Below are 22,899 nucleotides of genomic sequence, written 5' to 3' on the forward strand. Positions count from 1 at the left end.
CTCTCCCGCCGGGAGAGGGTTTCCATCCTACCCCTTAATCCTCGGATCCAGCGCGTCGCGTAACCCATCACCCAGCAGGTTAAACGCCAGCACGGTCAGGAAAATGGCCAGGCTCGGGAAGATGGCCACGTGCGGTGCAATGACCATGTCCGCTCTTGCTTCATTCAGCATCGCGCCCCACTCCGGTGTAGGCGGTTGCGCACCCAGCCCCAGAAACGACAGGCTGGCCGCCGAGATAATCGACACGCCGATACGCATGGTAAAATAGACCACGATAGACGACACCGTCCCCGGCAGAATATGGCTGAACAGGATAGTGGCATCGCTGGCCCCCATGCTGCGCGCAGACTCAATAAAGGTTTGCTGTTTGAGCACCAGCGTGTTGCCTCGCACCAGACGCGCAAACGCCGGTATTGAGAAGACCGCAACCGCAATAATGACGTTAGCCATACCGCTGCCCATTATCGCCACTACCGCAATCGCCAGCAGAATGCCCGGGAAGGCAAACAACACGTCGCAGATACGCATGATAATGCGGTCCCACCAGCCTTCGTAATATCCGGCTACCAGACCCAGCACGGTGCCGATTGCCGCGCCAATCAGTACCGCAAAAACCCCGGCGGCGAGAGAGATCTGCGCCCCCACCAGCACGCGGCTGAAGATGTCGCGCCCAAGCGAGTCCACGCCGAACCAGTGCAGCATCGACGGTCCATCATTGAGACGGTCGTAATCAAAATAGTTTTCCGCATCAAACGGTGCGACCCACGGCGCAATGACCGCCACCACAATCAGCAGCAGGACAAACAGCCCCGCCGTCATGGCGACCGGCTGACGGCGAAAACGCCGCCAGAATTCAGACCAGGGCGTGCGGATATGGTCCGGCTTTAGCCCCGGCATAGCGTTTAACATGGCCTGACGACGCCAGTTCAACAATCGCATTTTACTTATACCTGATGGCCGGGTTAATGGCGGCGTAGAGCACATCCACCACTAAGTTGATAAGAATAAATTCCAGTGAGAAAAGCAGGACTTCGGCCTGAATAACCGGGTAATCACGCATTTCGACTGAATCCACCAAAAGACGTCCCAGCCCCGGCCAGTTAAAGACCTTCTCCACCACAATCGAGCCGCCCAGCAGAAAACCAAACTGGAGCCCCATCATCGTCACCACCGGGATCATCGCGTTACGAAAGCCGTGTTTGAGGATGACCCATTTCTCGCTGACCCCTTTCGCCCGGGCGGTGCGAATATAATCTTCGCTCAGCACGTCAACGAACGAGGCGCGGGTAAAGCGGGCCATCACGGCAGCAACAGCCGCGCCCAGCGTCATTGAGGGCAGAATGTAGTGCTTCCAGGTGTCGGCCCCGACCGTCGGCAGCCAGCCCAGCTCCACGGAGAATATCTGCATCAGCAGCATCCCCAGTGCAAATGCCGGGAAGGAAATGCCCGTGACGGCCAGAGCCATACCCAGCTTATCCGGCCAGCGGTTGCGCCAGACGGCAGCGACAATTCCTGCGCCAAGACCAAACAGCACCGCCCAGCTCATGCTGGCAATGGTTAACCAGAACGTGGGCATAAAGCGGCTGGCAATCTCTTCAGACACCGGACGACGTGACACCATAGAAGTGCCAAAGTCACCCTGCAGAACGTTGCCAATATAGTGGAGAAACTGCATATACAAAGGCTGGTCGAGGCCCAGTTGTTTTCGCACCAGCGCGATAACCGTTGCATCCGCATCTGACCCTGCAACCAGACGTGCCGGATCGCCCGGCAGCATATGAACAAACAAAAACACCAGCACCGCCACAATCAGCAGCGTCGGGATAAGCCCCAACAGGCGTTTACAAACATAATTCAGCATGCCTTTCCCTCTCATCCCACAGGCAGTGGCCTGCGGGCATGAGTATTATTTTAAATCTGCTTCATCAAAGCTAAAGCCCGTATCCGGCATGATGTAGAACCCGGTCAGCGCTTTGTTATGCGCGGAAACCAGTTTTTCCACCACCAGCGGTACCCACGGCGACTCTTTCCAGATGATATCCTGCGCCTCTTTATACAGGCGCGCTTTCTCTTCCGGTTTGGTCGTTTTCAGGGCATCCGCCAGGTCTTTATCCACCTTCGGGTTGCTGTAGAAGGCCGTGTTGAACAGGGTCGGCGGCCAGTTCTGTGAGGCAAACAGCGGCGACAGCGCCCAGTCCGCTTCACCGGTAGAGGCCGACCAGCCGGTGTAGAACATCCGTACGCCGCTCTCTTTCTGCCCTTTCCCTTCCACTTCAGCCGCACGCTGACCGGCATCCATCGCGGTGACCTGCGCCTTGATACCTACCTGAGCCAGCTGCTGCTGGGTAAATTGCAGCACCTTCTGAGCGGTACTGTGATTATGCGACGACCAGAGCGTGGTGCTAAAGCCGTTCGGGAAGCCCGCCTCTTTTAACAGCTCACGCGCTTTGGCCGGATCGTAAGGCCACGGTTGATAGTTTTGCGAATAGGCGATCGCCGGAGGCAGCACGCCGGTAGCCGGCGTGGCATAGCCAGCAAAGGCGACTTTTACCAGCGCCTGGCGGTTAATGGCGTAGTTGATGGCCTCACGCACTTTTGGGTTATCAAACGGCTTTTGCGTCACGTTCATGCTGATATAGCGCTGCATAATGGACGGGCTGGCGACCAGCTCCAGCTTGCTGTTTTTCTGCAGAATGGCGGCTTGCTCATAGGGGATCGGGAACGCGAACTGCGCCTCGCCGGTCTGCAGCATCGCCGCGCGGGTGTTGTTGTCCACCACCGGACGCCAGGTAATGGTGTCCAGCTTCGGCAGACCCGGCTGCCAGTAACCCGCAAACTTCTTAACCTTCACAAAGTCGGTCTGGTTCCAGGTGAGCAGCTCGTAGGGGCCGGTCCCCACCGGATGGAACCCGATCTCTTTGCCATATTTTTTCAGCGCGGCAGGCGAAATCATCGCCGTGGCAGGGTGCGCCAGAATATTGATAAACGCCGAGAACGGCTCTTTCAGGGTGATCTTCACCGTCGTCGGGTCGACCACCTCGGTGCTGGCGATGTTTTTATACAGGTTGTAGCGCTTGAGGCTATTTTCCGGGTTGCTGGCGCGATCGAGGTTTATCTTCACCGCCTCCGCGTTGAAATCTGTACCGTCCTGGAACTTCACGCCGGTTCTGAGCTTAATGGTATACACCAGCCCGTCGCTGGAAACGGTATACCCTTCCGCCAGCACATTTTTAAGTTTCATCTCGCTATCCAGGCCAAACAGCCCCTGATAGAACGATTTCGCCACCGCCTGGGAGAGCGTGTCGTTGGCATCATACGGATCCAGCGTGGTGAAATTGGAACCGACGGCGACCACCACATCCTTGGCAGCGAACGCCGGCGCGGCGGCCAGGGCTGCCGTCACGCTCGCGGCGAGTAACCATCTGCGCGCTACAAATTTAACCATTGTGTTCTCCTGCCTGTTTTAAGTTATAACCGCGAGAATGCATTGTCCTGACGTGGAGGGGCCACAAAATGCCCCGGGCCAACCTCGCGCAGCGCCACGCGCTCCACCGCCTCGCCCCGTTTACGAATATTGCTCGGCATTTCGTCCTGCAACAGCACACGCTGGCCGTGGCGATGCTCAGGGTCGGCAACCGGCACTGCGGCGATAAGCTTGCGTGTGTAAGGGTGCTGTGGATTTTCAAATACCGCCCTGCGCGGTCCTATCTCCACAATTTGTCCCATAAACATCACCGCGACACGGTGGCTGATACGCTCAACCACCGCCATGTCGTGTGAGATAAAGAGGAAGGCAATCCCCATATCCCGCTGCAGGTCGAGCAGTAAATTAATGATTTGCGCCCGGATAGAGACATCCAGCGCCGAGACGGATTCATCTGCAATCACCACTTTCGGGTTAAGCGCCAGCGCGCGGGCAATGCAAATACGCTGCCGCTGACCGCCCGAAAACTCGTGCGGATAACGCCAGGCATGTTCCGGCTTCAGCCCCACGCGCTCAAGCAGCCAGGCCACCCGACGCTGCGCGGCTTCACCGTCGAGCAGGTTATGCACCCGCAGCGGCTCCATAAGTGAATACCCCACCGTGTGGCGCGGGTCGAGGGAGGCATACGGATCCTGGAAAATAAACTGGATATCTCGCCTTACCGCCTGCAGTTTGCTGTCCGGAAGGGTATCAATGCGTTCCCCGTTAAAGGTTATGCTGCCCTCCTGGGATTCTACCAGCCTGAGCAGCGCCCGCCCGGTGGTGGATTTGCCGCAGCCTGACTCTCCCACCAGCGCCAGCGTTTCGCCTGGCCATAAATCAAAACTGACGTTTTCGACCGCATGCACCTCGCGCTTCACGCGGTTAAACATTCCGCTGCGCAGGGGAAAACGGGTCACCAGATCGCGCACTTCCAGAATCGGCTTGCCGGGTACCACGGTATCCTGCTCGATTTCATCTTCCTGCTGGCCTGCCGCTTCGAGAGAAATCAACGGGAACCGGCGCGGTAAATCACTGCCATTCATCGCCCCCAACCGCGGAACCGCCGCCAGCAGCGCTTTGGTGTAAGGATGAACCGGCGCATGGAAAATTTGCTCAACCGTGCCGGTTTCCACGGCGTTGCCCTTGTGCATGACCAGCACGCGATCGGCAATATCGGCGACCACGCCCATATCGTGGGTGATGAAAATCACCCCCATCTCCATCTCCTGCTGCAGCACTTTGATAAGCTGCAGAATTTGCGCCTGAATAGTCACATCCAGTGCCGTCGTGGGTTCGTCGGCAATCAGCACCGCGGGACGGCAGGAGAGCGCCATCGCAATCATGACGCGCTGACGCATACCGCCAGAAAGCTGATGCGGGTAGCGCCCCAGAATGGCCTGCGCTTCCGGTATGCGTACCAGGTCGAGCATGCGTTTCGCTTCACGAAGCGCCTCATCACCGCTCAACCCCTGATGCAGGCGGATGGACTCGGCAATCTGTTCCCCGACCGGAAAGACCGGGTTCAGCGAGGTCATCGGCTCCTGGAAGATCATCGCAATATCGGCCCCGCGCACGCTCTGCATCTGCGAGGCGCTCAGCTCATTTAAATCAATGACCTGGTGGTTACGCCGGCGCAGCAGCATTTTTTCGCAGCTGACCTGTCCGCCGGTCTGTTCCAGCAGACGCATCAGCGCCAGTGCGGTGACCGATTTCCCTGAACCGGACTCGCCCACAATCGCCAGCGTTTCGCCGCGGTTGAGCGAGAACGATAAATTCTGTACTGCGGGGATGAACTGCCGCTCCTCCTGAAACGCAATATTCAGTTGATGGACAGCCAGCACTTCACGGTTGTCCAGCTCTTCACTGTGCGGCACGCTTTGCCCCCTTATTCACGATAGATCCCCGTACTGGGTTCATCACCGGCATAACCCCACGCGCGGTACATACCTTCGCTGTTAAACGGCAATGCCACGTTGCCCTCACGATCCACCGCAATTAACCCACCGATACCCCCCAGTGCGGGCAGTTTCTCCATCACCACGCGTTCACAGGCTTCGGCCAGGCTTAACCCGCCGTAATCCATCAGCGCGGTGATGTCGTACGCCGCGAGGGCGCGAATAAACACTTCACCGGTTCCGGTGCATGACACTGCCGCCGTGGCGTTATTGGCATAGCACCCTGCCCCCGGTAATGGAGTGTCACCTACCCGGCCCGGCAGTTTGTTGGTCATACCGCCGGTCGACGTGGCCGCAGCCAGATTCCCGGCTTTATCAAGAGCCACCGCCCCTACCGTGCCCATTTTGCTGCGCTCATCGAGCGGCGCGGTATGGTCAAGCTGCGCCACGTTTGCAGAGCGCGCCTCAAGCAGCTGTTGATAACGCTCCGGCGTTGAAAACAGATCGGGAGAAACTGGCGTCATGCCATGTTCCGCGGCAAACGTCTCCGCCCCGGCCCCGGTCAGAAGAACATGCGGGCTCGCCTCCATCACCAGACGCGCGGCCAGCACCGGATTACGCAGATGGCTCACCCCCGCGACGGCGCCCGCTTTAAGGGTGACACCGTCCATGACGCAGGCATCCAGCTCGTGCGTTTCATCGCGGGTAAAGACCGAACCAATGCCCGCGTTAAACAACGGGCACTCTTCCAGCAGACGTACCGCTTCGGTAACCACATCCAGCGCGCTCTCGCCCGCCTCCAGCATCCGCTGGCCCGTTTCCACAATGGCATACAGCGCATCAATATAACGTTTTTCCTGCTCGGGACTGAGCAGGGCACGGGTGATTGCCCCGGCGCCACCATGAATTGCGATTACCGCATTAACCATTCCCATCACCCGTTAGCCTGATTTGCGGCTTTTTCTATAAATATCATTATCGTCGCTGAAACTTCAGATGATTTTTGAATATAGAAAGACGCAACTGTGATGTAAAGCGTACACCCATCGGGTCATACAGTTAGTGGCACTTTTCTGCCATAATGGACGCTTTCGTCGTTACTCCGCAGGAGCCCACCATGGATTTTACCGCCGGACTGATGCCGCTTGAGGCGGCACTCACGCAGATGCTTGACCGAATTTCCCCCCTGCACGACCACGAGACGCTGCCATTAGTGCGCTGTTTTGGTCGTATTGCCGCGCGCGATATCGTCTCTCCGCTTAACGTGCCTGGGTTCGATAACTCCGCAATGGACGGCTACGCGGTGCGCCTGGCGGATATCCGGACGGATACGGCGCTGCCCGTGGCGGGTAAAGCATTTGCCGGTCAGCCGTTTAACGGTGAGTGGCCTGCGGGTAGCTGCATACGCATCATGACCGGTGCCCCCGTACCGCCAGGCTGCGAAGCGGTGGTGATGCAGGAAGAGACCGAACAAACGGAAGCGGGCATCCGCTTCACCGCGAGTGTTAAAGCGGGACAGAATATCCGTCGTACCGGTGAAGACATCACGCGTGGCGCAACGGTATTTGCCGCCGGGCAGAAACTGACGGTGGGCGAACTGCCGGTGCTGGCCTCGCTCGGCATCGCAGAAATTGACGTTATCCGTAAGGTACGCGTGGCGGTCTTTTCCACCGGCGATGAACTCCAGCTTCCGGGCCAGCCACTGCAGGACGGCCAGATTTACGACACTAACCGCCTCGCGGTACACCTGATGCTTGAACAGCTGGGGTGTGAGGTCATTAACCTTGGCATCATTGCGGATGATCCGGAGAAACTGCGCGCCGCGTTTATTGAAGCGGACCAGTCTGCGGACGTGGTAATTAGCTCCGGCGGCGTTTCCGTAGGTGAAGCGGATTACACCAAAACCATTCTTGAAGAGCTGGGGGAGATCGGCTTCTGGAAACTGGCCATCAAGCCGGGCAAACCGTTCGCGTTTGGTCAGCTGAAACACAGCTGGTTCTGCGGCCTGCCGGGTAACCCGGTTTCCGCCGCCCTGACCTTCTACCAGCTGGTCATTCCGCTGCTGGCAAAACTGTCTGGTAACCAGGCCCACCCGCTACCGGTGCGCCAGCGCGTACGTGCGGCGACGCGCCTGAAGAAATCACCGGGCCGTCTTGATTTCCAGCGCGGTATTCTGACGCGCAACGCTGAAGGCGAGCTGGAAGTGAGCACCACCGGACACCAGGGCTCGCACATTTTCAGCTCGTTCAGCCAGGGCAACTGTTTTATCGTTCTCGAGCGTGAACGCGGCAGCGTGGAGCCGGGTGAATGGGTTGAGGTGGAAAGCTTTAACCACCTCTTCGGAGGCTAACATGACGGCTGAACTCAGCGACCAGGAGATGATGCGCTATAACCGCCAGATTGTTCTGCGCGGTTTTGATTTCGACGGCCAGGAAGCGCTTAAGGCAGCACGGGTGCTGGTCGTGGGGCTGGGGGGGCTGGGCTGCGCTGCGGCCCAGTACCTGGCCGCGGCGGGGGTGGGCAATATGACGCTGCTGGATTTCGATACCGTGTCGGTGTCGAACCTTCAGCGCCAGACGCTGCACAGCGACGCGACCCTCGGCCAGCCAAAAGTGGAATCGGCCCATGCGGCGCTGGCGCGCATCAATCCTCACGTGAAGTTCACCCTGATTGACGCCCTGCTGGATGATGAGGCGCTGTCGGCACAGATAGCACGACACGATCTGGTGCTGGACTGCACCGATAACGTCACCATTCGCAATCAGTTGAATGCAGAATGTTTTGCCCACAAAACGCCGCTGGTCTCCGGTGCCGCCATTCGCATGGAAGGCCAAATCAGCGTCTTTACCTACGCCGGGGGCGAACCGTGCTATCGCTGCCTGAGCCGTCTGTTTGGCGAGAACGCCCTCACCTGCGTGGAGGCGGGCGTCATGGCTCCGTTAGTCGGCGTTATAGGTTCGTTGCAGGCTATGGAAGCGATCAAAGTGCTGGCGCATTATGGGACGCCTGCCGCGGGGAAAATCGTGATGTATGACGCGATGACCTGCCAGTTCCGCGAGATGAAACTGATGCGCAACCCCGGCTGTGAGGTATGCGGACGCTAAATGGTAGCCGGGCAAGCGTTAGCATAACCCGGCAACCGTATCAGAGCGTCGTTCTGCCAAACGCCCCTTGCCAGTCCTGCTCAAACTTCACTATTGCCGCATCCACCGCAGGCGAAGTAATAAACTGCTGAGCAACATCCAGCGGCAGGGTGATGGATTCACAACCTGCCAGCAGGCAGTCCAGTGCCTGACGCGGCGTTTTGAAGCTCGCGGCCAGCACTTTTGACTGCGGGGCATGCAGCGTCAGAAGCTGCTGCAGTTCAACCACCGTCTGGATCCCGTCCCCGCCCTGCGCGTCCACGCGGTTAACGTAAGGGGCAACATACTCAGCGCCCGCCAGCGCGGACAGCATCCCTTGTGCTGCACCGTACACCGCCGTACCCAGCGTCGGGATCCCTTCCGCTTTCAGCATTTTTATCGCCGCCAGACCTTCCGCCGTTACCGGCACCTTAACCACCAGATCGTTGATAATGGTGCGCAGTTTACGCGCCTCTTCCACCATCCCTTCAGCGGTGGTCGCCATGACCTGAGCGAACAGGCGACCTTTCCCGCCGAGCGCATCCTGCAGCGCCGGTAGCAGCGCCTCGAGCGGCGTTTTCCCTGCCGCCACGATACTGGGGTTCGTGGTCACGCCCGCCAGCGGGAAGATACGCGCCAGCCGTTTCACTGCCGCGACGTCGGAAGTATCGAGATAAAGTTCCATGATGTAACCCTCAAATTTAGCCTGCACTTACCCTATCACGACAAAACCTGCTCAGGAGTTGACCTGCATCAAGATAACTTTCATTCGAAAGTAATTTAATCTTCATATGCAAGATAAGAGGCGAAAACATGATCTTCAATATTCAGCGTTACTCTACCCACGATGGCCCCGGTATTCGTACCGTGGTGTTCCTGAAAGGCTGCTCGCTGGGCTGTCGCTGGTGCCAGAATCCGGAAAGCCGCTCCCGCCACCGGGATGTGCTCTTTGACGCGCGGCTGTGTCTGGAAGGCTGCGACCTGTGCCAGAAAGCGGCGCCGGGCATTATCGATCGTGCGCTGAATGGGCTGGTTATCCACCGTGAAAAGCTTAACGAAGAGACTCTCGACGCCCTCACCGACTGCTGCCCGACGCAGGCGCTCACCGTCTGTGGTGAAGAAAAGCAGGTTGAAGAGATTATGTCCACCGTACTGCGCGACAAGCCCTTCTATGACCGCAGCGGCGGCGGGATAACCCTGTCCGGCGGTGAACCGTTTATGAATCCCGATCTGGCTCATGCCCTGTTTAAAGCCAGCCATGAGCAAGGCATACATACCGCCGTGGAAACCTGTCTCCACGTGCCATGGCATTATATTGCACCGTCATTACCGTATGTCGATCTGTTCCTGGCGGACCTGAAACACGTTGATGGCAGGACGTTCAAACAGTGGACCGACGGTTCCGCCAAACGGATCCTTGATAACCTGAAACGCCTGGCCGCCGCCGGTAAACAGGTCACCCTCCGCGTACCGCTGATTCAGGGCTTCAACGCCGATGAAGCGTCGATTACCGCCATCACCAATTTTGCCGCAGACGAACTCAACGTCCGCGAGATCCATTTTCTGCCGTACCACACGCTGGGCATGAACAAATATACCCTGCTCGGCCAACCCTACTCTGCCCCTGATAAACCGCTGGATGATCCTGCGCTTCTGGACTTCGCACAGCAGTACGCCTGCCAGAAAGGGTTAACCGCGACCTTACGAGGATAAACTTATGACGACCCTGAATCTCAGCACCCTTAGCGAGCGCATAAAAGCACACAAAACGGCCCTCGTGCATATCGTGAAGCCGCCGGTCTGTACCGAGCGCGCCCTGCATTACACCGAGATGTACCAACAGCATATGGACAAGCCGATCCCGGTGCGTCGCGCGCTGGCGCTGGCGCATCACCTCGCGCAGCGCACCATCTGGATAAAACACGATGAGCTGATCATCGGTAACCAGGCCAGTGAAGTCCGCGCCGCGCCAATTTTCCCGGAATACACCGTCTCGTGGATTGAAAAAGAGATTGACGATCTGGCGGACCGTCCGGGCGCAGGCTTTGCGGTGAGCGAAGAAAACAAGCGCGTATTGCATGAGATCTGCCCATGGTGGCGCGGCCAGACGGTGCAGGATCGCTGCTACGGCATGTTCACCGACGAGCAAAAAGGGCTGCTGGAAACCGGCATTATCAAAGCGGAAGGTAACATGACCTCCGGCGACGCACACCTGGCGGTTAACTTCCCGCTGCTGCTGGAAAAAGGTCTCGATGGTCTGCGCGACAAAGTGGCCGAGCGTCGTTCGCGTATCAACCTGACGGTGCTCGACGACCTTCACGGGGAACAATTCCTGAAAGCGATCGATATTGTGCTGGAAGCGGTCAGCCTGCACATCGAACGTTTCGCCGCGCTGGCGCGTGAAATGGCGGCAACCGAATCCCGTGTAAGCCGTCGCGACGAGCTGCTGGCGATGGCAGAAAACTGTGATGTAATCGCCCATCAGCCGCCAACAACCTTCTGGCAGGCGCTGCAGCTGTGCTACTTCATCCAGCTTATTCTGCAGATTGAGTCCAACGGCCACTCCGTCTCGTTTGCCCGCATGGACCAGTACCTCTATCCGTACTACCGCCGCGATGTGGAGCTGAACCAGAGCCTCGACCGCGAACATGCCATCGAGCTTCTGCACAGCTGCTGGCTGAAGCTGCTGGAAGTGAACAAAATCCGCTCCGGTTCGCACTCCAAAGCTTCAGCGGGTAGCCCGCTGTATCAGAACGTCACCATTGGTGGACAGACGCTGATCAACGGTGAGCCTATGGACGCGGTCAACCCGCTCAGCTACGCGATTATGGAATCCTGTGGTCGCCTGCGCTCCACGCAGCCAAACCTGAGCGTGCGTTATCATGCGGGCATGAGCAATGACTTCCTCGATGCCTGCGTGCAGGTGATCCGCTGCGGCTTTGGTATGCCTGCGTTCAACAACGATGAGATTGTCATTCCGGAATTTATCAAGCTCGGCGTCGAAAAAGAGGATGCCTATGACTATGCCGCGATTGGCTGCATCGAAACCGCAGTGGGTGGCAAATGGGGTTATCGCTGCACCGGCATGAGCTTTATCAACTTCGCCCGCGTGATGCTGGCAGCGCTGGAAGGCGGCCGCGATGCCACCAGCGGTAAGGTATTCCTGCCACAGGAGAAAGCACTCTCTGCCGGTAACTTCGATAACTTCGAAGAGGTGATGGCGGCGTGGGATACCCAGATCCGCTACTACACCCGCAAATCTATCGAGATTGAGTATGTGGTGGACACGATGCTGGAAGAGAACGTCCCCGATATTCTCTGCTCAGCGCTGGTGGATGACTGTATAGAACGCGCGAAAAGCATCAAACAAGGCGGCGCGAAGTATGACTGGGTGTCAGGCCTGCAGGTGGGTATTGCTAACCTGGGCAACAGCCTGGCCGCGGTGAAAAAACTGGTCTTCGAACAGGGTACGATAGGTCAGCAACAGCTGGCCGCCGCTCTGGCCGATGATTTCGACGGGCTGACCCACGAGCAGCTGCGTCAGCGGCTGATCAACGGCGCGCCAAAATACGGTAACGATGACGACAGCGTGGATATGCTGCTGACCCGTGCCTACGAAACCTATATCGCCGAGCTGAAGCAGTACCATAACCCGCGCTATGGCCGTGGTCCGATTGGCGGTAACTACTATGCCGGCACGTCATCTATCTCCGCGAACGTGCCGTTTGGCGCGGCAACGATGGCAACCCCGGATGGACGTAAGGCGCATACTCCGCTGGCAGAAGGAGCCAGCCCGGCCTCCGGTACTGACCACCTCGGCCCGACGGCGGTAATTGGCTCTGTCGGCAAACTGCCAACCGAAGCGATCCTCGGCGGGGTACTGTTAAACCAGAAGCTCAATCCGTCGACGCTGGAAAATGACAGTGACCGTCAGAAACTGATGGTGCTTCTGCGTACCTTCTTTGAAGTGCACAAGGGCTGGCATATTCAGTACAACATCGTTTCGCGTGAAACGCTGCTGGAAGCGAAGAAACACCCGGACCAGTATCGTGACCTGGTGGTGCGCGTCGCAGGGTACTCCGCGTTCTTTACCGCCCTGTCGCCGGATGCGCAGGACGATATTATTGCGCGTACCGAGCACACGCTTTAACTCTCTTCAAACTTATGCCCTCTCCCATCAAGGAGAGGGAACCTGTCTTTAAGCGGCAATTTCGGTTGCCGCTTTGCTTTGACTTTCGAATGAAATTAAATTTGTGCTCTCCGTCACCTTGTTATTAGAATGTTTCAAACGCAGTGACTCAGGAGCACAGTATGACCGTAAAAGTTATCGTCACCGATATGGACGGAACTTTCCTTGATGATGCCAAGCAGTACGACCGCGACCGCTTTCAGGCACAGTTTGAGCAGCTTAAAGCCCGTGATATTGAATTTGTTGTCGCCAGCGGCAACCAGTATTACCAGCTCATCTCCTTCTTCCCGGAACTGAAAGATCGGATCTCCTTCGTGGCGGAAAATGGCGCGCTGGTGTTCGATCACGGTGAGCAGATTTTTCACGGTGAACTGACCCGCCATGAGTCGCAAATTGTCATTGGCGAGTTGCTGAAAGACAACGCGCTCAACTTTGTGGCCTGTGGGCTGGAGAGCGCCTACGTCAGCGATCGGGCGCCGGACGCGTTTGTGGCGCTCATGTCAAAGCACTACCACCGCTTAAAACGCATCCGTGATTACCGCGAAATTGACGACGTGCTGTTCAAATTCTCCCTGAATTTGCCGGACAGCGATATCCCGAATCTTGTCGACAAACTGCACGTCTCCCTCGACGGGATTATGAAACCCGTCACCAGCGGTTTTGGGTTTGTCGATTTGATTATCCCGGGCCTGCACAAAGCCAACGGTATTAGCCGTCTGCTGAAGCGCTGGAAAATCTCGCCGCAGGCGTGCGTGGCAATCGGGGACAGCGGCAACGATGCGGAAATGCTGAAGCTGGTGAAATACAATTTTGCCATGGGCAACGCGGCGCAGAGCATTAAAACGATCTGCCGCTACAGCACGGATGACAATAACCACCAGGGCGCACTGAATGTGATTCAGGCCGTGCTTGACGACCACACCCCGTTCGACGCGTAATCTCTCTCTTGCCGGAGCACTGCTCCGGCACCTCACTCTTTTTCCATCCAGTGGCACACGTCAAATATTTAAACTTGCATTAACTAATTTTTAACTTAAAGTATCACTTGTAGATATTTTTACTTTCGAATGAAAGATGTGAGGCAGTTATGACGTTTACCAGTGAAAGTTTGCCTGCGGACCATAAAGCAGCGATTCGTCAGTTGAAGCGTGAACTACGTGCGCAGATCGGAGACGTTCAGGCGGTATTCGACACGCTCAGCGATAAAATCGCGACCCGCGTGGCGGAAATTAATGCCCTGAAGAACAAAGGTGAAACCGTCTGGCCGGTTATCCCGTTTGCGGATGTGAAAAACGGGACAATCACCCAGGCACAGCGTGACGCGGTCAAACGCCGTGGCTGCGCGGTGATTAAAGGTCACTTCCCTCGCGAGCAGGCGCTGGCGTGGGATCAATCGATGCTCGACTACCTCGATCTCAACCGGTTTGATGAGGTCTATAAAGGTCCGGGCGATAACTTCTTTGGTACCTTAACCGCCTCACGTCCGGAAATTTACCCTATCTACTGGTCGCAGGCGCAAATGCAGGCCCGCCAGAGTGAAGAGATGGCGCAGGTACAGTCGTTCCTGAACCGTTTATGGACATTCGAGAGTAATGGCAAACAGTGGTTCGATCCGGACGTCAGCGTCATTTATCCGGACCGTATTCGTCGTCGCCCACCGGGTACCACCTCTAAAGGGCTGGGCGCGCATACCGATTCCGGCGCGCTGGAGCGCTGGCTGCTGCCAGCCTATCAGCAGGTCTTTGCCCGCGTTTTTGACGGCAACGTGGATAAATACGATCCGTGGAACGCCGCACACCGTACCGAAGTGGAAGAGTACACCGTGGATAACACCACAAAATGTTCTGTATTCCGCACCTTCCAGGGCTGGACGGCGCTGTCAGACATGATCCCGGGTCAGGGGTTGCTGCATGTGGTGCCGATTCCGGAAGCGATGGCCTACATTCTGCTGCGTCCGCTGCTGGATGATGTCCCGGAAGATGAACTCTGCGGCGTCGCGCCGGGACGTGTCCTGCCGGTCTCCGAGAAATGGCATCCGCTGTTAATCGAAGCGCTGAGCAGCATTCCTGCACTGGAAGCAGGCGATTCCGTGTGGTGGCACTGTGACGTCATCCACTCCGTTGCACCGGTGGAAAATCAGCAAGGCTGGGGCAACGTAATGTATATCCCTGCCGCCCCGATGTGCGAGAAAAACCTCGCCTATGCGAAAAAAGTGAAAGCAGCGCTGGAAACCGGTGCATCGCCGGGCGATTTCCCGCGCGAAGATTATGAAAAAAACTGGCAGGACCGCTTTACCGTGAACGATCTGAATATTCACGGCAAGCGTGCACTGGGCATGGCTTAACTGTCGTATAACCCTTCCCGCTCCACGGCGGTACGTCGTTTCCCCTGACGTATCCGCCGGACAGATCCCCGCACGGCCAGCGTGCCGTTAAGCAATAATGTTCCCACCGGCGCATCCGGGCGCATCAGCCGTTGCTGAAGCATATGCACCGCTTCGGTTCCCAGTTCATCGCGCGGTACGTGCACCGCCGTGAGCGGAACATCCTGAATGGCCGCCAGATTAAACCCGTCAATGCTCATCACCGAGATATCCTGCGGCACGCGCAAGCCCTGTTTTTGCAGCGCACTGATGGTGCCCGCCGCCATAAAATCGCCGCCGACCAAAAATGCGGTGGGCAGATCCTTACCCTGCATTTGACGGAGCCAGGAGGTGACCAGCTCTTCCGTTTCACGCGCGCTGAAGCTCGGAGCCACCAGCAGATCGCGTTTATCGTTGAATTTCAGGTTGTGAGATTGCCACGCATCGCGGATCCCGGCCAGACGCAGTTCCATGGTGTAACGCCGCAGGCAGAGGACATTCATCACCTCACGGTGTCCCATTTCAAACAGATAGTCCGCGGCCCGCTCACCTATCGCGCGGTGGTCCGGTGCCACTGCAGGCAGGCGCATATGCCGGTCGCGGCAGTTAATCAGCATGCAGGGTTTACCCACATCCACCGCCAGATCGTGGATATGCGGATCGTCGATACCGAGAAGAATAGCGGCCTGTGTCTCCGGCTCGTTCATCCGTGCCAGAAAAAGCTGTGCGTCGCTGTCATTCTCTTCCAGCGCGCAATAACGCAGACGGACATCGTGGGAAGCAAGGCCTTTACTCACGCTCTGGATCACGCGGTAGTAAAAGATGTCGGACCGCTCGTCAAAGGCGCGCTGTGGCGCAAAAACCACCAGGCTGTTGAGCAGCAGACGCCCCGCCGCCAGACCGTCCATCACTCCCAGCTCCCGCGCACAGGCCAGTACCCTGGCGCGCGCTTTTTCACTGGTGTTCGCTTTTCCTGCCAGCACCCGCGACACGGTGCTGATGGAGAGCTGCGTGCGGGCGGCAATTTCGGTGATTTTTAGCCTTTTGTCCATTTTGTGATCTGGCTCCATTTGCGAAATGAAAAAATTTTCATAGCGTACTCATCAGGCAGTAACGGGCATAAAAAGCATCATGCCAGATGATTTATGTCATTGATGAGAAATTTTGCACAAAATCCACTATTGCCCGCTCATTTTCTCCCTTAAGGTGAATTTGTCACACCACTTCCATACTAGTTGTATAGCAACTTCTAAATTAAAACGGATAGTAATCAAAGTCATAAAAATCTGTGTGACACCTGAACCTCCGTCCCCTTACCGTCCGTCTTGTGGAGAGTAAAATGAGTCAGGACATCAATAACACCGTTGCGACAAGCAAAACCCGTCGCGTCATTAAGAACCTGCGCTGGTATGTGCTGGTGCTGTTCTTACTGGGCGTCACCGTTAACTACATCACCCGAAACTCGCTGGGTATTCTCGCCCCTGAGTTGAAAGAGAGCCTTGGGATCACCACCGAGCAATACTCCTGGATCGTCGGGGCATTTCAGATTGCCTACACCATTTTCCAGCCTCTGTGCGGCTGGTTGATCGACGTGATTGGTCTGAAAATTGGCTTTATGGTTTGCGCCGGGATCTGGGCGCTGATGTGTATTTTCCACGCCGGGGCGGGCAGCTGGCTGCACCTGGCTATCTTGCGCTTCTTTATGGGTGCTTCTGAAGCGGCCGCCACGCCGGCGAATGCGAAAACCATTGGCGAATGGTTTCCGAAATCGGAACGTCCTGTCGCGGCCGGTTGGGCGGGCGTAGGGTTCTCCATTGGCGCGATGCTGGCACCGCCCATTATCTATTTCGCGCACGCCTCGTTTGGCTGGCAGGGCGCGTTTATGTTTACCGGCGTGCTGGCACTGCTATGGGTGATCCTCTGGTGGGCTTTTTACCACAACCCGGAACAGCATCCGAACCTGAGCAAGGACGAGCTGGCGTTTATCAAGCAGGATAACGAACCGCCTGCGGTAAAACTGCCCTTCCTCACCGCGCTGAAAAATGTCTCCAAAAATAAGCGCTTCTACGGTATCGCCCTTCCGGCGTTTATGGCCGAACCGGCCTGGGCCGTGCTGAGCTTCTGGGTTCCGCTGTATCTCGCCAAAGAGCACGGCATGGATTTGAAGCAGATTGCGATGTTTGCCTGGCTGCCGTTCCTTGCCGCGGACCTCGGCAGCGTGGCAAGCGGCTACCTCACCCGTCTGTATGCCCGACTGTTCGGCTGCAGCCGTGTGAACTCGGTGGTGGCCAGCTCCGTCACCGGCGCATTCCTGATGATCTCCCTGGCGGTCGTGGCCATTACCCGCGACCCGTATATCACCATCGTGCTGATCTCCATCGGCGGTTTCGGGCATCAGATCATCTCCTGCATGCTCAGCGCCCTGGTCGTGGAGTCATTTGATAAAGGTCAGATGGCGACCGTTAACGGCATGCGCGGCTCGGCGGCCTGGATCGCCAGCTTCCTGTTCTCCCTGTTAATTGGGGTGACCGCCGACAAAATCGGCTTTAACCCGCTCTTTATTGCCATGGGGTTCTTTGACCTGATTGGCGCTGTTTTCCTGGTGGCATTTATTGCTGAACGTCGCGCCAAGCGCGCCTGATAGTGGATGTATTGCATATGAAAACCCTGAAAAACTGGACCGTTGATAAGCAGTCGGCAAATCATCTGGAACTGCTGGTCGATAACCAGCACCGTCTGTGCCTGTATGTGCTGGAAGAAAATCTGTTCCGCGTGCTGATTAAACGCAAAGGTGAGCTGACGCTGGATCGCACCTGGAGCATCGCCCCGCAACAAGATGTGCCGTGGGAAGGTCGCCGCCGCGACGACCTGAGTGGTTTCACCTGCCCCGCCTGGACGCTAACGCAACAGGACGATGTGCTGACGGTTGCTACCGAACAGCTGCGTGTGACCGTGCATCAGCCGCTGTGGCTGGAGTGGCACTACCGCAATGAGGCGGGTGAGTGGCAGCCGCTGGTCAACGACCGTCCAACCAGTGCCTATCTGCTGAATGCCCATGGCGACGGTGCAGCGCACTACCTGAGCCGCCGCAAGGATGAACGCTTCTACGGTCTGGGTGAGAAAGCCGGCGATCTGCAGCGTAACGGTAAACGCTACGAGATGCGCAACCTCGATGCAATGGGGTACAACGCGGCCAGCACCGATCCTCTGTACAAACATATTCCGTTCACCCTCACCCGTCGCGATGACGTGAGCTACGGGCTCTTCTACGACAACCTGAGCAGCTGCTGGCTGGATCTGGGCAACGAGATTGACAACTATCACACCGCCTATCGTCGCTGGCAGGCGGAAGCGGGCGACATCGATTACTACCTGTTCACGGGCAAACGGGCGCTGGACGTGACCAAAGCCTTCGTGCGTCTGACCGGGAAAACGCTCTTCGGGCCGAAATGGAGCCTGGGTTACAGCGGTTCGACCATGCATTACACCGACGCGCCGGATGCGCAGAACCAGCTGATGAACTTTATTCGTCTGTGCGAAGAACATGCTATTCCCTGCGACTCGTTCCAGCTCTCTTCGGGCTATACCTCGATCAACGGCAAGCGCTACGTCTTTAACTGGAACCACGACAAGGTGCCGCAGCCGAAGGTGATGACCCAGGCTTTCCACGACGCGGGGTTAAAGCTGGCGGCCAACATCAAGCCATGCCTGCTGCAGGATCACCCGCGCTATAACGAAGTTGCGGAAAACGGGTTGTTCATCCGCGATTCAGAAACCGACGCGCCAGAACGCTCTAGCTTCTGGGATGACGAAGGTTCTCACCTTGATTTTACCAACCCACAGACGGTGAAATGGTGGCAGGAAGGGGTAACCACGCAGCTGCTTGAGATGGGGATCGACTCCACCTGGAACGACAACAACGAATATGAAGTGTGGGATGGCGAAGCCCGCTGCCACGGCTTTGGCAAGGAAATCGCGATCAAGCACATTCGCCCGGTGATGCCGCTGCTGATGATGCGTGCCTCGCTGGAAGCGCAGCAGCGTTTTGCCCCGGAAAAACGTCCGTATCTCATTTCCCGCTCCGGCTGCGCGGGCATGCAGCGTTACGTCCAGACCTGGAGCGGCGATAACCGTACCAGCTGGGACACCCTGCGCTATAACACCCGCATGGGTCTGGGAATGAGCCTGTCCGGGCTGTTTAATGTGGGTCATGATGTCGGTGGTTTCTCCGGCGACAAACCCGACGCGGAACTGTTCGTACGCTGGGTGCAAAACGGCGTGATGCATCCGCGCTTTACCATTCACTCATGGAATGATGACCACACCGTTAACGAGCCGTGGATGTATCCGGGCGTGACGCCGGCTATTCGTGGTGCCATTGAATTACGCTATCGTCTGCTGCCGTACCTTTATACCCTGCTCTGGCAGGCGCATGCCGACGACGAACCGATGCTACGCCCGACCTTCCTCGACCACGAACACGATGCGCAGACGTTTGAGGAGAACGATGATTTCCTGCTGGGTCGCGACCTGCTGGTGGCAAGCGTGGTAGAGGCCGGGCAGCGCGAGCGCCGCGTCTGGCTGCCGGATAACGAAACGGGCTGGTACGATTTTTACACCCACGAGTGGTTCGCTAGCGGGCAGTGGATCGTACGTGATGCGCCGCTGGAGAAATTGCCGCTGCTGGTACGTGCCGGTGCGGGTCTGCCGCTCAGCGAACGCATTACGCATGTCAGCGCGGAAAAAGACAATACCCGTGAGCTGAAACTGTTCCCGGTGAAAGGCGTCGGTTCAACCGCGGGCCTGCTGTTTGAAGACGATGGTGAAAGCTGGGGCTATCAGAACGGCAATGCGCTGTGGGTGGAATGGGACATGGCATGCGACGGTGCCACCATCAACCTGAAGGTCAGTGCGCGGGGAGATTATCGTCCGGCGTGGAAAGCGCTGAAGATATCGTTACCGGCCGGGGAAAAACGCACGCTGCTGGTGAATGGTATTGAAGGGAATGAATGGGTGGTCTAGTACGGCCTGATGCCCGCTCCCACAGGGAGAGGGCATCAAACACAGGCCCGGTAGGCGTAGCGCCACCGGGCTTTTTTTAACCCTCGATACCTTTACTGCGCAGGTAATCTTCGTAGTTACCGGTGAAGTCCACCACGCGCTCAGGCGTAATTTCGATCACGCGGGTCGCCAGCGAGCTGACGAATTCACGGTCGTGAGAGACGAAGATCAGGGTCCCCTGATACATCTCCAGCGCCATGTTCAGCGATTCGATAGATTCCATATCCAGGTGGTTAGTCGGTTCATCCATCACCAGGATATTAGGTTTTTCCATCATCAGCTTACCGAACAGCATGCGCCCTTTTTCACCACCGGAAAGCACTTTAGCAGGCTTCTTGATGTCGTCCTGGCTGAACAGCAGACGACCCAGAATGCTGCGCACCGCCTGCTCGTCGTCGCCTTCCTGCTTCCACTGGCTCATCCAGTCGAAGACGGTCAGGTCGTTTTCGAACTCGTATTCATGGTCCTGTGCGTAATAACCAATCTGCGCGTTTTCAGACCACTTCACGGTACCGTTATCCGGCTGCAGTTCGCCGACCAGGGTTTTCAGCAGGGTGGATTTACCCACGCCGTTGGCACCCAGAATGGCGATCTTCTCGCCCACTTCCAGCAGCAGGTTAAAGTTTTTAAACAGCGGACCGTTTTCAAAACCTTTAGCCAGGGCTTCCACTTCCAGCGCATTACGGAACAGTTTCTTGTCCTGCTCGAAGCGGATGAATGGGTTCTGACGGCTGGACGCTTTCACTTCATCAAGCTTGATCTTGTCAATCTGGCGCGCACGAGAGGTCGCCTGGCGAGATTTAGAGGCGTTCGCGCTGAAGCGGCTGACGAAAGACTGCAGATCAGCAATCTGGGCTTTCTTCTTGGCGTTATCCGCCAGCAGACGTTCACGCGCCTGCGTGGCTGCCGTCATGTACTCATCGTAGTTGCCCGGATAAACGCGCAGCTCGCCGTAGTCCAGGTCCGCCATGTGTGTACACACCATGTTCAGGAAGTGACGGTCATGCGAGATGATGATCATGGTGCTGTCGCGATCGTTCAGCGTCTGCTCCAGCCAGCGGATGGTGTCGATGTCCAGGTTGTTCGTTGGTTCGTCGAGCAGCAGGATATCCGGATTGGAGAACAGCGCCTGCGCCAGCAGAACACGCAGTTTCCAGCCTGGCGCGACTTCGCTCATCGGGCCGTAATGTTGTTCTACCGGAATACCCACACCCAGCAGCAGCTCGCCCGCACGCGCTTCCGCAGAGTAGCCATCCATTTCGCCGTACAGCACTTCGAGATCGGCCACTTTGTAGCCATCTTCTTCGCTCATCTCCGCCAGAGCGTAGATGCGATCGCGCTCCTGCTTCACTTCCCACAGCTCCGCGTGTCCCATGATAACGGTGTCAAGGACGGTGAACTCTTCAAAGGCGAACTGATCCTGACGCAGCTTACCGATGCGCTCGTTTGGATCGAGCGAAACGTTGCCCAGCGTCGGCTCTAAATCACCGCCGAGGATTTTCATAAAAGTAGATTTACCGCTACCGTTGGCGCCAATCAGGCCGTAACGGTTGCCGCCGCCAAATTTGACGGAAATGTTTTCGAACAGCGGCTTACTGCCAAACTGCATAGTGACGTTGCTGGTAACTAACACGGGGAGATTCCTGCGAAAAGTGTGATAAACACGGCATTATGCCACAATTCCGAATTGAGATCCCGCGTTGCGGCAATCCGCTAAACTTTAACAAAATCGAAAAAAATGTGATTTCGTACACATCTGAATTCCCTGTTAGCGGGAATGCACATATAATGCGCTCCCATCAAGATTCAGACTTATCAACTCATCGCCGGAATGGCTTAGATACCTCGCACAACATGAACATGAAATTAACAACGCTTTTTGCGGCGGCGTTAGCCGTAGTAGGTTTTTGCAAAACCGCTTCTGCGGTGACTTATCCGCTGCCGACAGACGGTAGCCGTCTGGTTGGTCAAAACCAGGTGGTCACGGTGCCTGAAGGCAACGCTCAGCCACTGGAATATTTCGCGGCGCAGTACCAGTTGGGCCTGTCTAACATGCTGGAAGCGAATCCGGGTGTTGACCCGTATCTGCCTAAAGCCGGTACCGTGCTGAACATTCCTCAGCAGCTGATCCTGCCGGATACCGTCCATGAAGGTATCGTCATCAACAGCGCGGAAATGCGTCTGTATTACTACCCGAAAGGCACCAACACGGTTATCGTGCTGCCAATCGGTATCGGCCAGCTGGGTAAAGACACCCCAATGAACTGGACGACCAAAGTTGAGCGTAAGAAAGCAGGCCCAACCTGGACGCCAACCGCCAAAATGCACGCGGAGTACATCGCTGCGGGTGAACCTCTGCCAGCCGTTGTACCGGCAGGCCCGGATAACCCAATGGGTCTGTACGCGCTGTACATTGGCCGTCTGTACGCGATTCACGGGACCAACGCCAACTTCGGTATCGGCCTGCGCGTAAGCCACGGCTGCGTACGTCTGCGTAACGAAGACATCAAATTCCTGTTCGAAAACGTGCCGGTCGGAACCCGCGTCCAGTTCATCAACGAACCGGTTAAAGCGACGTCTGAGCCGGATGGCAGCCGTTACATTGAAGTACACAACCCGCTGTCCACCAGTGAAGACCAGATCAACAACAACGAAATCGTTCCGGTTACGCTGAACAGCGCGGTGCAGTCCGTGACCTCTCAGCCGGATGTAGAGACAGCGATTGTTGACCAGGCCGTTCAGAACCGTTCTGGTATGCCAGTGCGTCTGAACTGACCTTCTGCCCGGTGGCGCTTTGCTGACCG

General features: G+C 57.0%; 17 protein-coding genes. 9 read left to right on the forward strand and 8 right to left on the reverse strand.

Going from position 1 to position 22,899, the window contains the following annotated elements:
- Positions 1-27 precede the first annotated feature (27 nt).
- The 5 genes from gsiD to iaaA are packed head-to-tail and all read right to left on the reverse strand — an operon-like array spanning position 28 to position 6,290.
- The gene (gene gsiD, locus QE396_RS09755) at positions 28-939 is read right to left on the reverse strand and encodes a glutathione ABC transporter permease GsiD (protein ID WP_020884888.1); all 912 of its coding nucleotides are present in this window, start codon (positions 937-939) and stop codon (positions 28-30) included.
- Position 940: 1 nt separating this feature from the next.
- On the reverse strand, positions 941-1,861 hold the full coding sequence (gsiC, locus tag QE396_RS09760; RefSeq protein ID WP_020884889.1) for a glutathione ABC transporter permease GsiC: 921 nt from the start codon (positions 1,859-1,861) through the stop codon (positions 941-943).
- A 45-nt stretch (positions 1,862-1,906) separates the two neighbouring features.
- The gene (gene gsiB / locus QE396_RS09765; protein ID WP_020884890.1) at positions 1,907-3,445 is read right to left on the reverse strand and encodes a glutathione ABC transporter substrate-binding protein GsiB; all 1,539 of its coding nucleotides are present in this window, start codon (positions 3,443-3,445) and stop codon (positions 1,907-1,909) included.
- 23 nt (positions 3,446-3,468) lie between these two features.
- Positions 3,469-5,340, reverse strand: a complete 1,872-nt coding sequence (gsiA, locus tag QE396_RS09770; RefSeq protein ID WP_014169283.1) for a glutathione ABC transporter ATP-binding protein GsiA — start codon at positions 5,338-5,340, stop codon at positions 3,469-3,471.
- 11 nt (positions 5,341-5,351) lie between these two features.
- Positions 5,352-6,290: a beta-aspartyl-peptidase gene (gene iaaA / locus QE396_RS09775; protein ID WP_047355724.1), complete on the reverse strand. Its 939-nt coding sequence runs from the start codon at positions 6,288-6,290 to the stop codon at positions 5,352-5,354.
- A 188-nt stretch (positions 6,291-6,478) separates the two neighbouring features.
- Between iaaA and moeA the strand changes: the two genes are divergently transcribed.
- Complete coding sequence (moeA, locus tag QE396_RS09780; protein ID WP_047366309.1) at positions 6,479-7,711, forward strand: molybdopterin molybdotransferase MoeA; 1,233 nt, start codon at positions 6,479-6,481, stop codon at positions 7,709-7,711.
- A 1-nt stretch (position 7,712) separates the two neighbouring features.
- A complete protein-coding gene (gene moeB / locus QE396_RS09785; protein ID WP_232929658.1) occupies positions 7,713-8,465 on the forward strand; it encodes a molybdopterin-synthase adenylyltransferase MoeB in 753 nt (250 codons plus the stop codon).
- A gap of 40 nt (positions 8,466-8,505) precedes the next feature.
- On the opposite strand, the gene fsa is transcribed toward moeB, so the two are convergent.
- Positions 8,506-9,168: a fructose-6-phosphate aldolase gene (gene fsa, locus QE396_RS09790; RefSeq protein ID WP_020884894.1), complete on the reverse strand. Its 663-nt coding sequence runs from the start codon at positions 9,166-9,168 to the stop codon at positions 8,506-8,508.
- Positions 9,169-9,296: 128 nt separating this feature from the next.
- On the opposite strand from fsa, the gene QE396_RS09795 reads away from it, so the two are divergent.
- The 4 genes from QE396_RS09795 (at position 9,297) to QE396_RS09810 (ending at position 15,016) form a co-directional block, all read left to right on the forward strand.
- Positions 9,297-10,196, forward strand: coding sequence for a glycyl-radical enzyme activating protein (locus QE396_RS09795; protein ID WP_063925231.1), 900 nt, complete (start codon positions 9,297-9,299; stop codon positions 10,194-10,196).
- Between the two features lie 4 nt (positions 10,197-10,200).
- Positions 10,201-12,633: a formate C-acetyltransferase/glycerol dehydratase family glycyl radical enzyme gene (locus tag QE396_RS09800; RefSeq protein WP_047366376.1), complete on the forward strand. Its 2,433-nt coding sequence runs from the start codon at positions 10,201-10,203 to the stop codon at positions 12,631-12,633.
- A gap of 161 nt (positions 12,634-12,794) precedes the next feature.
- Positions 12,795-13,610, forward strand: coding sequence for a Cof-type HAD-IIB family hydrolase (locus QE396_RS09805; RefSeq protein WP_047366375.1), 816 nt, complete (start codon positions 12,795-12,797; stop codon positions 13,608-13,610).
- A gap of 149 nt (positions 13,611-13,759) precedes the next feature.
- Complete coding sequence (locus QE396_RS09810; protein ID WP_014169275.1) at positions 13,760-15,016, forward strand: DUF1479 domain-containing protein; 1,257 nt, start codon at positions 13,760-13,762, stop codon at positions 15,014-15,016.
- Here the strand turns inward: QE396_RS09810 and QE396_RS09815 are convergent.
- Positions 15,013-16,086, reverse strand: a complete 1,074-nt coding sequence (locus tag QE396_RS09815) for a LacI family DNA-binding transcriptional regulator (RefSeq protein ID WP_047366374.1) — start codon at positions 16,084-16,086, stop codon at positions 15,013-15,015. The two genes, QE396_RS09810 and QE396_RS09815, sit on opposite strands and share 4 nt — an antisense overlap.
- Positions 16,087-16,373: 287 nt before the next feature.
- On the opposite strand from QE396_RS09815, the gene QE396_RS09820 reads away from it, so the two are divergent.
- Both QE396_RS09820 and QE396_RS09825 read left to right on the forward strand, forming a co-directional pair.
- A complete protein-coding gene (locus tag QE396_RS09820) occupies positions 16,374-17,675 on the forward strand; it encodes an MFS transporter (protein WP_020884899.1) in 1,302 nt (433 codons plus the stop codon).
- A 17-nt stretch (positions 17,676-17,692) separates the two neighbouring features.
- Positions 17,693-20,056: a TIM-barrel domain-containing protein gene (locus QE396_RS09825; protein ID WP_047366373.1), complete on the forward strand. Its 2,364-nt coding sequence runs from the start codon at positions 17,693-17,695 to the stop codon at positions 20,054-20,056.
- A 76-nt stretch (positions 20,057-20,132) separates the two neighbouring features.
- Here the strand turns inward: QE396_RS09825 and QE396_RS09830 are convergent, their stop codons facing one another.
- Positions 20,133-21,728: an ABC-F family ATPase gene (locus tag QE396_RS09830; RefSeq protein WP_020884901.1), complete on the reverse strand. Its 1,596-nt coding sequence runs from the start codon at positions 21,726-21,728 to the stop codon at positions 20,133-20,135.
- 221 nt (positions 21,729-21,949) lie between these two features.
- Here QE396_RS09830 and ldtB point away from each other — a divergent pair, with 221 nt between their 5' ends.
- A complete protein-coding gene (gene ldtB, locus QE396_RS09835) occupies positions 21,950-22,870 on the forward strand; it encodes a L,D-transpeptidase (protein ID WP_025204618.1) in 921 nt (306 codons plus the stop codon).
- The last annotated feature ends 29 nt before the right edge of the window (positions 22,871-22,899 follow it).

Origin of the sequence: Enterobacter sp. SORGH_AS_0287 (assembly GCF_031453695.1) — a bacterium.
Classification (GTDB): Bacteria; Pseudomonadota; Gammaproteobacteria; order Enterobacterales; family Enterobacteriaceae; genus Enterobacter; species Enterobacter ludwigii.

Bases quoted from the DNA above. Each gene is read 5' to 3' on its own strand.
- gsiD (WP_020884888.1), bottom strand. From the start codon at position 939: ATGCGATTGTTGAACTGGCGTCGTCAGGCCATGTTAAACGCTATGCCG.
- gsiC (WP_020884889.1), bottom strand. From the start codon at position 1,861: ATGCTGAATTATGTTTGTAAACGCCTGTTGGGGCTTATCCCGACGCTG.
- gsiB (WP_020884890.1), bottom strand. From the start codon at position 3,445: ATGGTTAAATTTGTAGCGCGCAGATGGTTACTCGCCGCGAGCGTGACG.
- iaaA (WP_047355724.1), bottom strand. From the start codon at position 6,290: ATGGTTAATGCGGTAATCGCAATTCATGGTGGCGCCGGGGCAATCACC.
- moeA (WP_047366309.1), top strand. From the start codon at position 6,479: ATGGATTTTACCGCCGGACTGATGCCGCTTGAGGCGGCACTCACGCAG.
- moeB (WP_232929658.1), top strand. From the start codon at position 7,713: ATGACGGCTGAACTCAGCGACCAGGAGATGATGCGCTATAACCGCCAG.
- fsa (WP_020884894.1), bottom strand. From the start codon at position 9,168: ATGGAACTTTATCTCGATACTTCCGACGTCGCGGCAGTGAAACGGCTG.
- QE396_RS09795 (WP_063925231.1), top strand. From the start codon at position 9,297: ATGATCTTCAATATTCAGCGTTACTCTACCCACGATGGCCCCGGTATT.
- QE396_RS09800 (WP_047366376.1), top strand. From the start codon at position 10,201: ATGACGACCCTGAATCTCAGCACCCTTAGCGAGCGCATAAAAGCACAC.
- QE396_RS09805 (WP_047366375.1), top strand. From the start codon at position 12,795: ATGACCGTAAAAGTTATCGTCACCGATATGGACGGAACTTTCCTTGAT.
- QE396_RS09810 (WP_014169275.1), top strand. From the start codon at position 13,760: ATGACGTTTACCAGTGAAAGTTTGCCTGCGGACCATAAAGCAGCGATT.
- QE396_RS09815 (WP_047366374.1), bottom strand. From the start codon at position 16,086: ATGGACAAAAGGCTAAAAATCACCGAAATTGCCGCCCGCACGCAGCTC.
- QE396_RS09820 (WP_020884899.1), top strand. From the start codon at position 16,374: ATGAGTCAGGACATCAATAACACCGTTGCGACAAGCAAAACCCGTCGC.
- QE396_RS09825 (WP_047366373.1), top strand. From the start codon at position 17,693: ATGAAAACCCTGAAAAACTGGACCGTTGATAAGCAGTCGGCAAATCAT.
- ldtB (WP_025204618.1), top strand. From the start codon at position 21,950: ATGAACATGAAATTAACAACGCTTTTTGCGGCGGCGTTAGCCGTAGTA.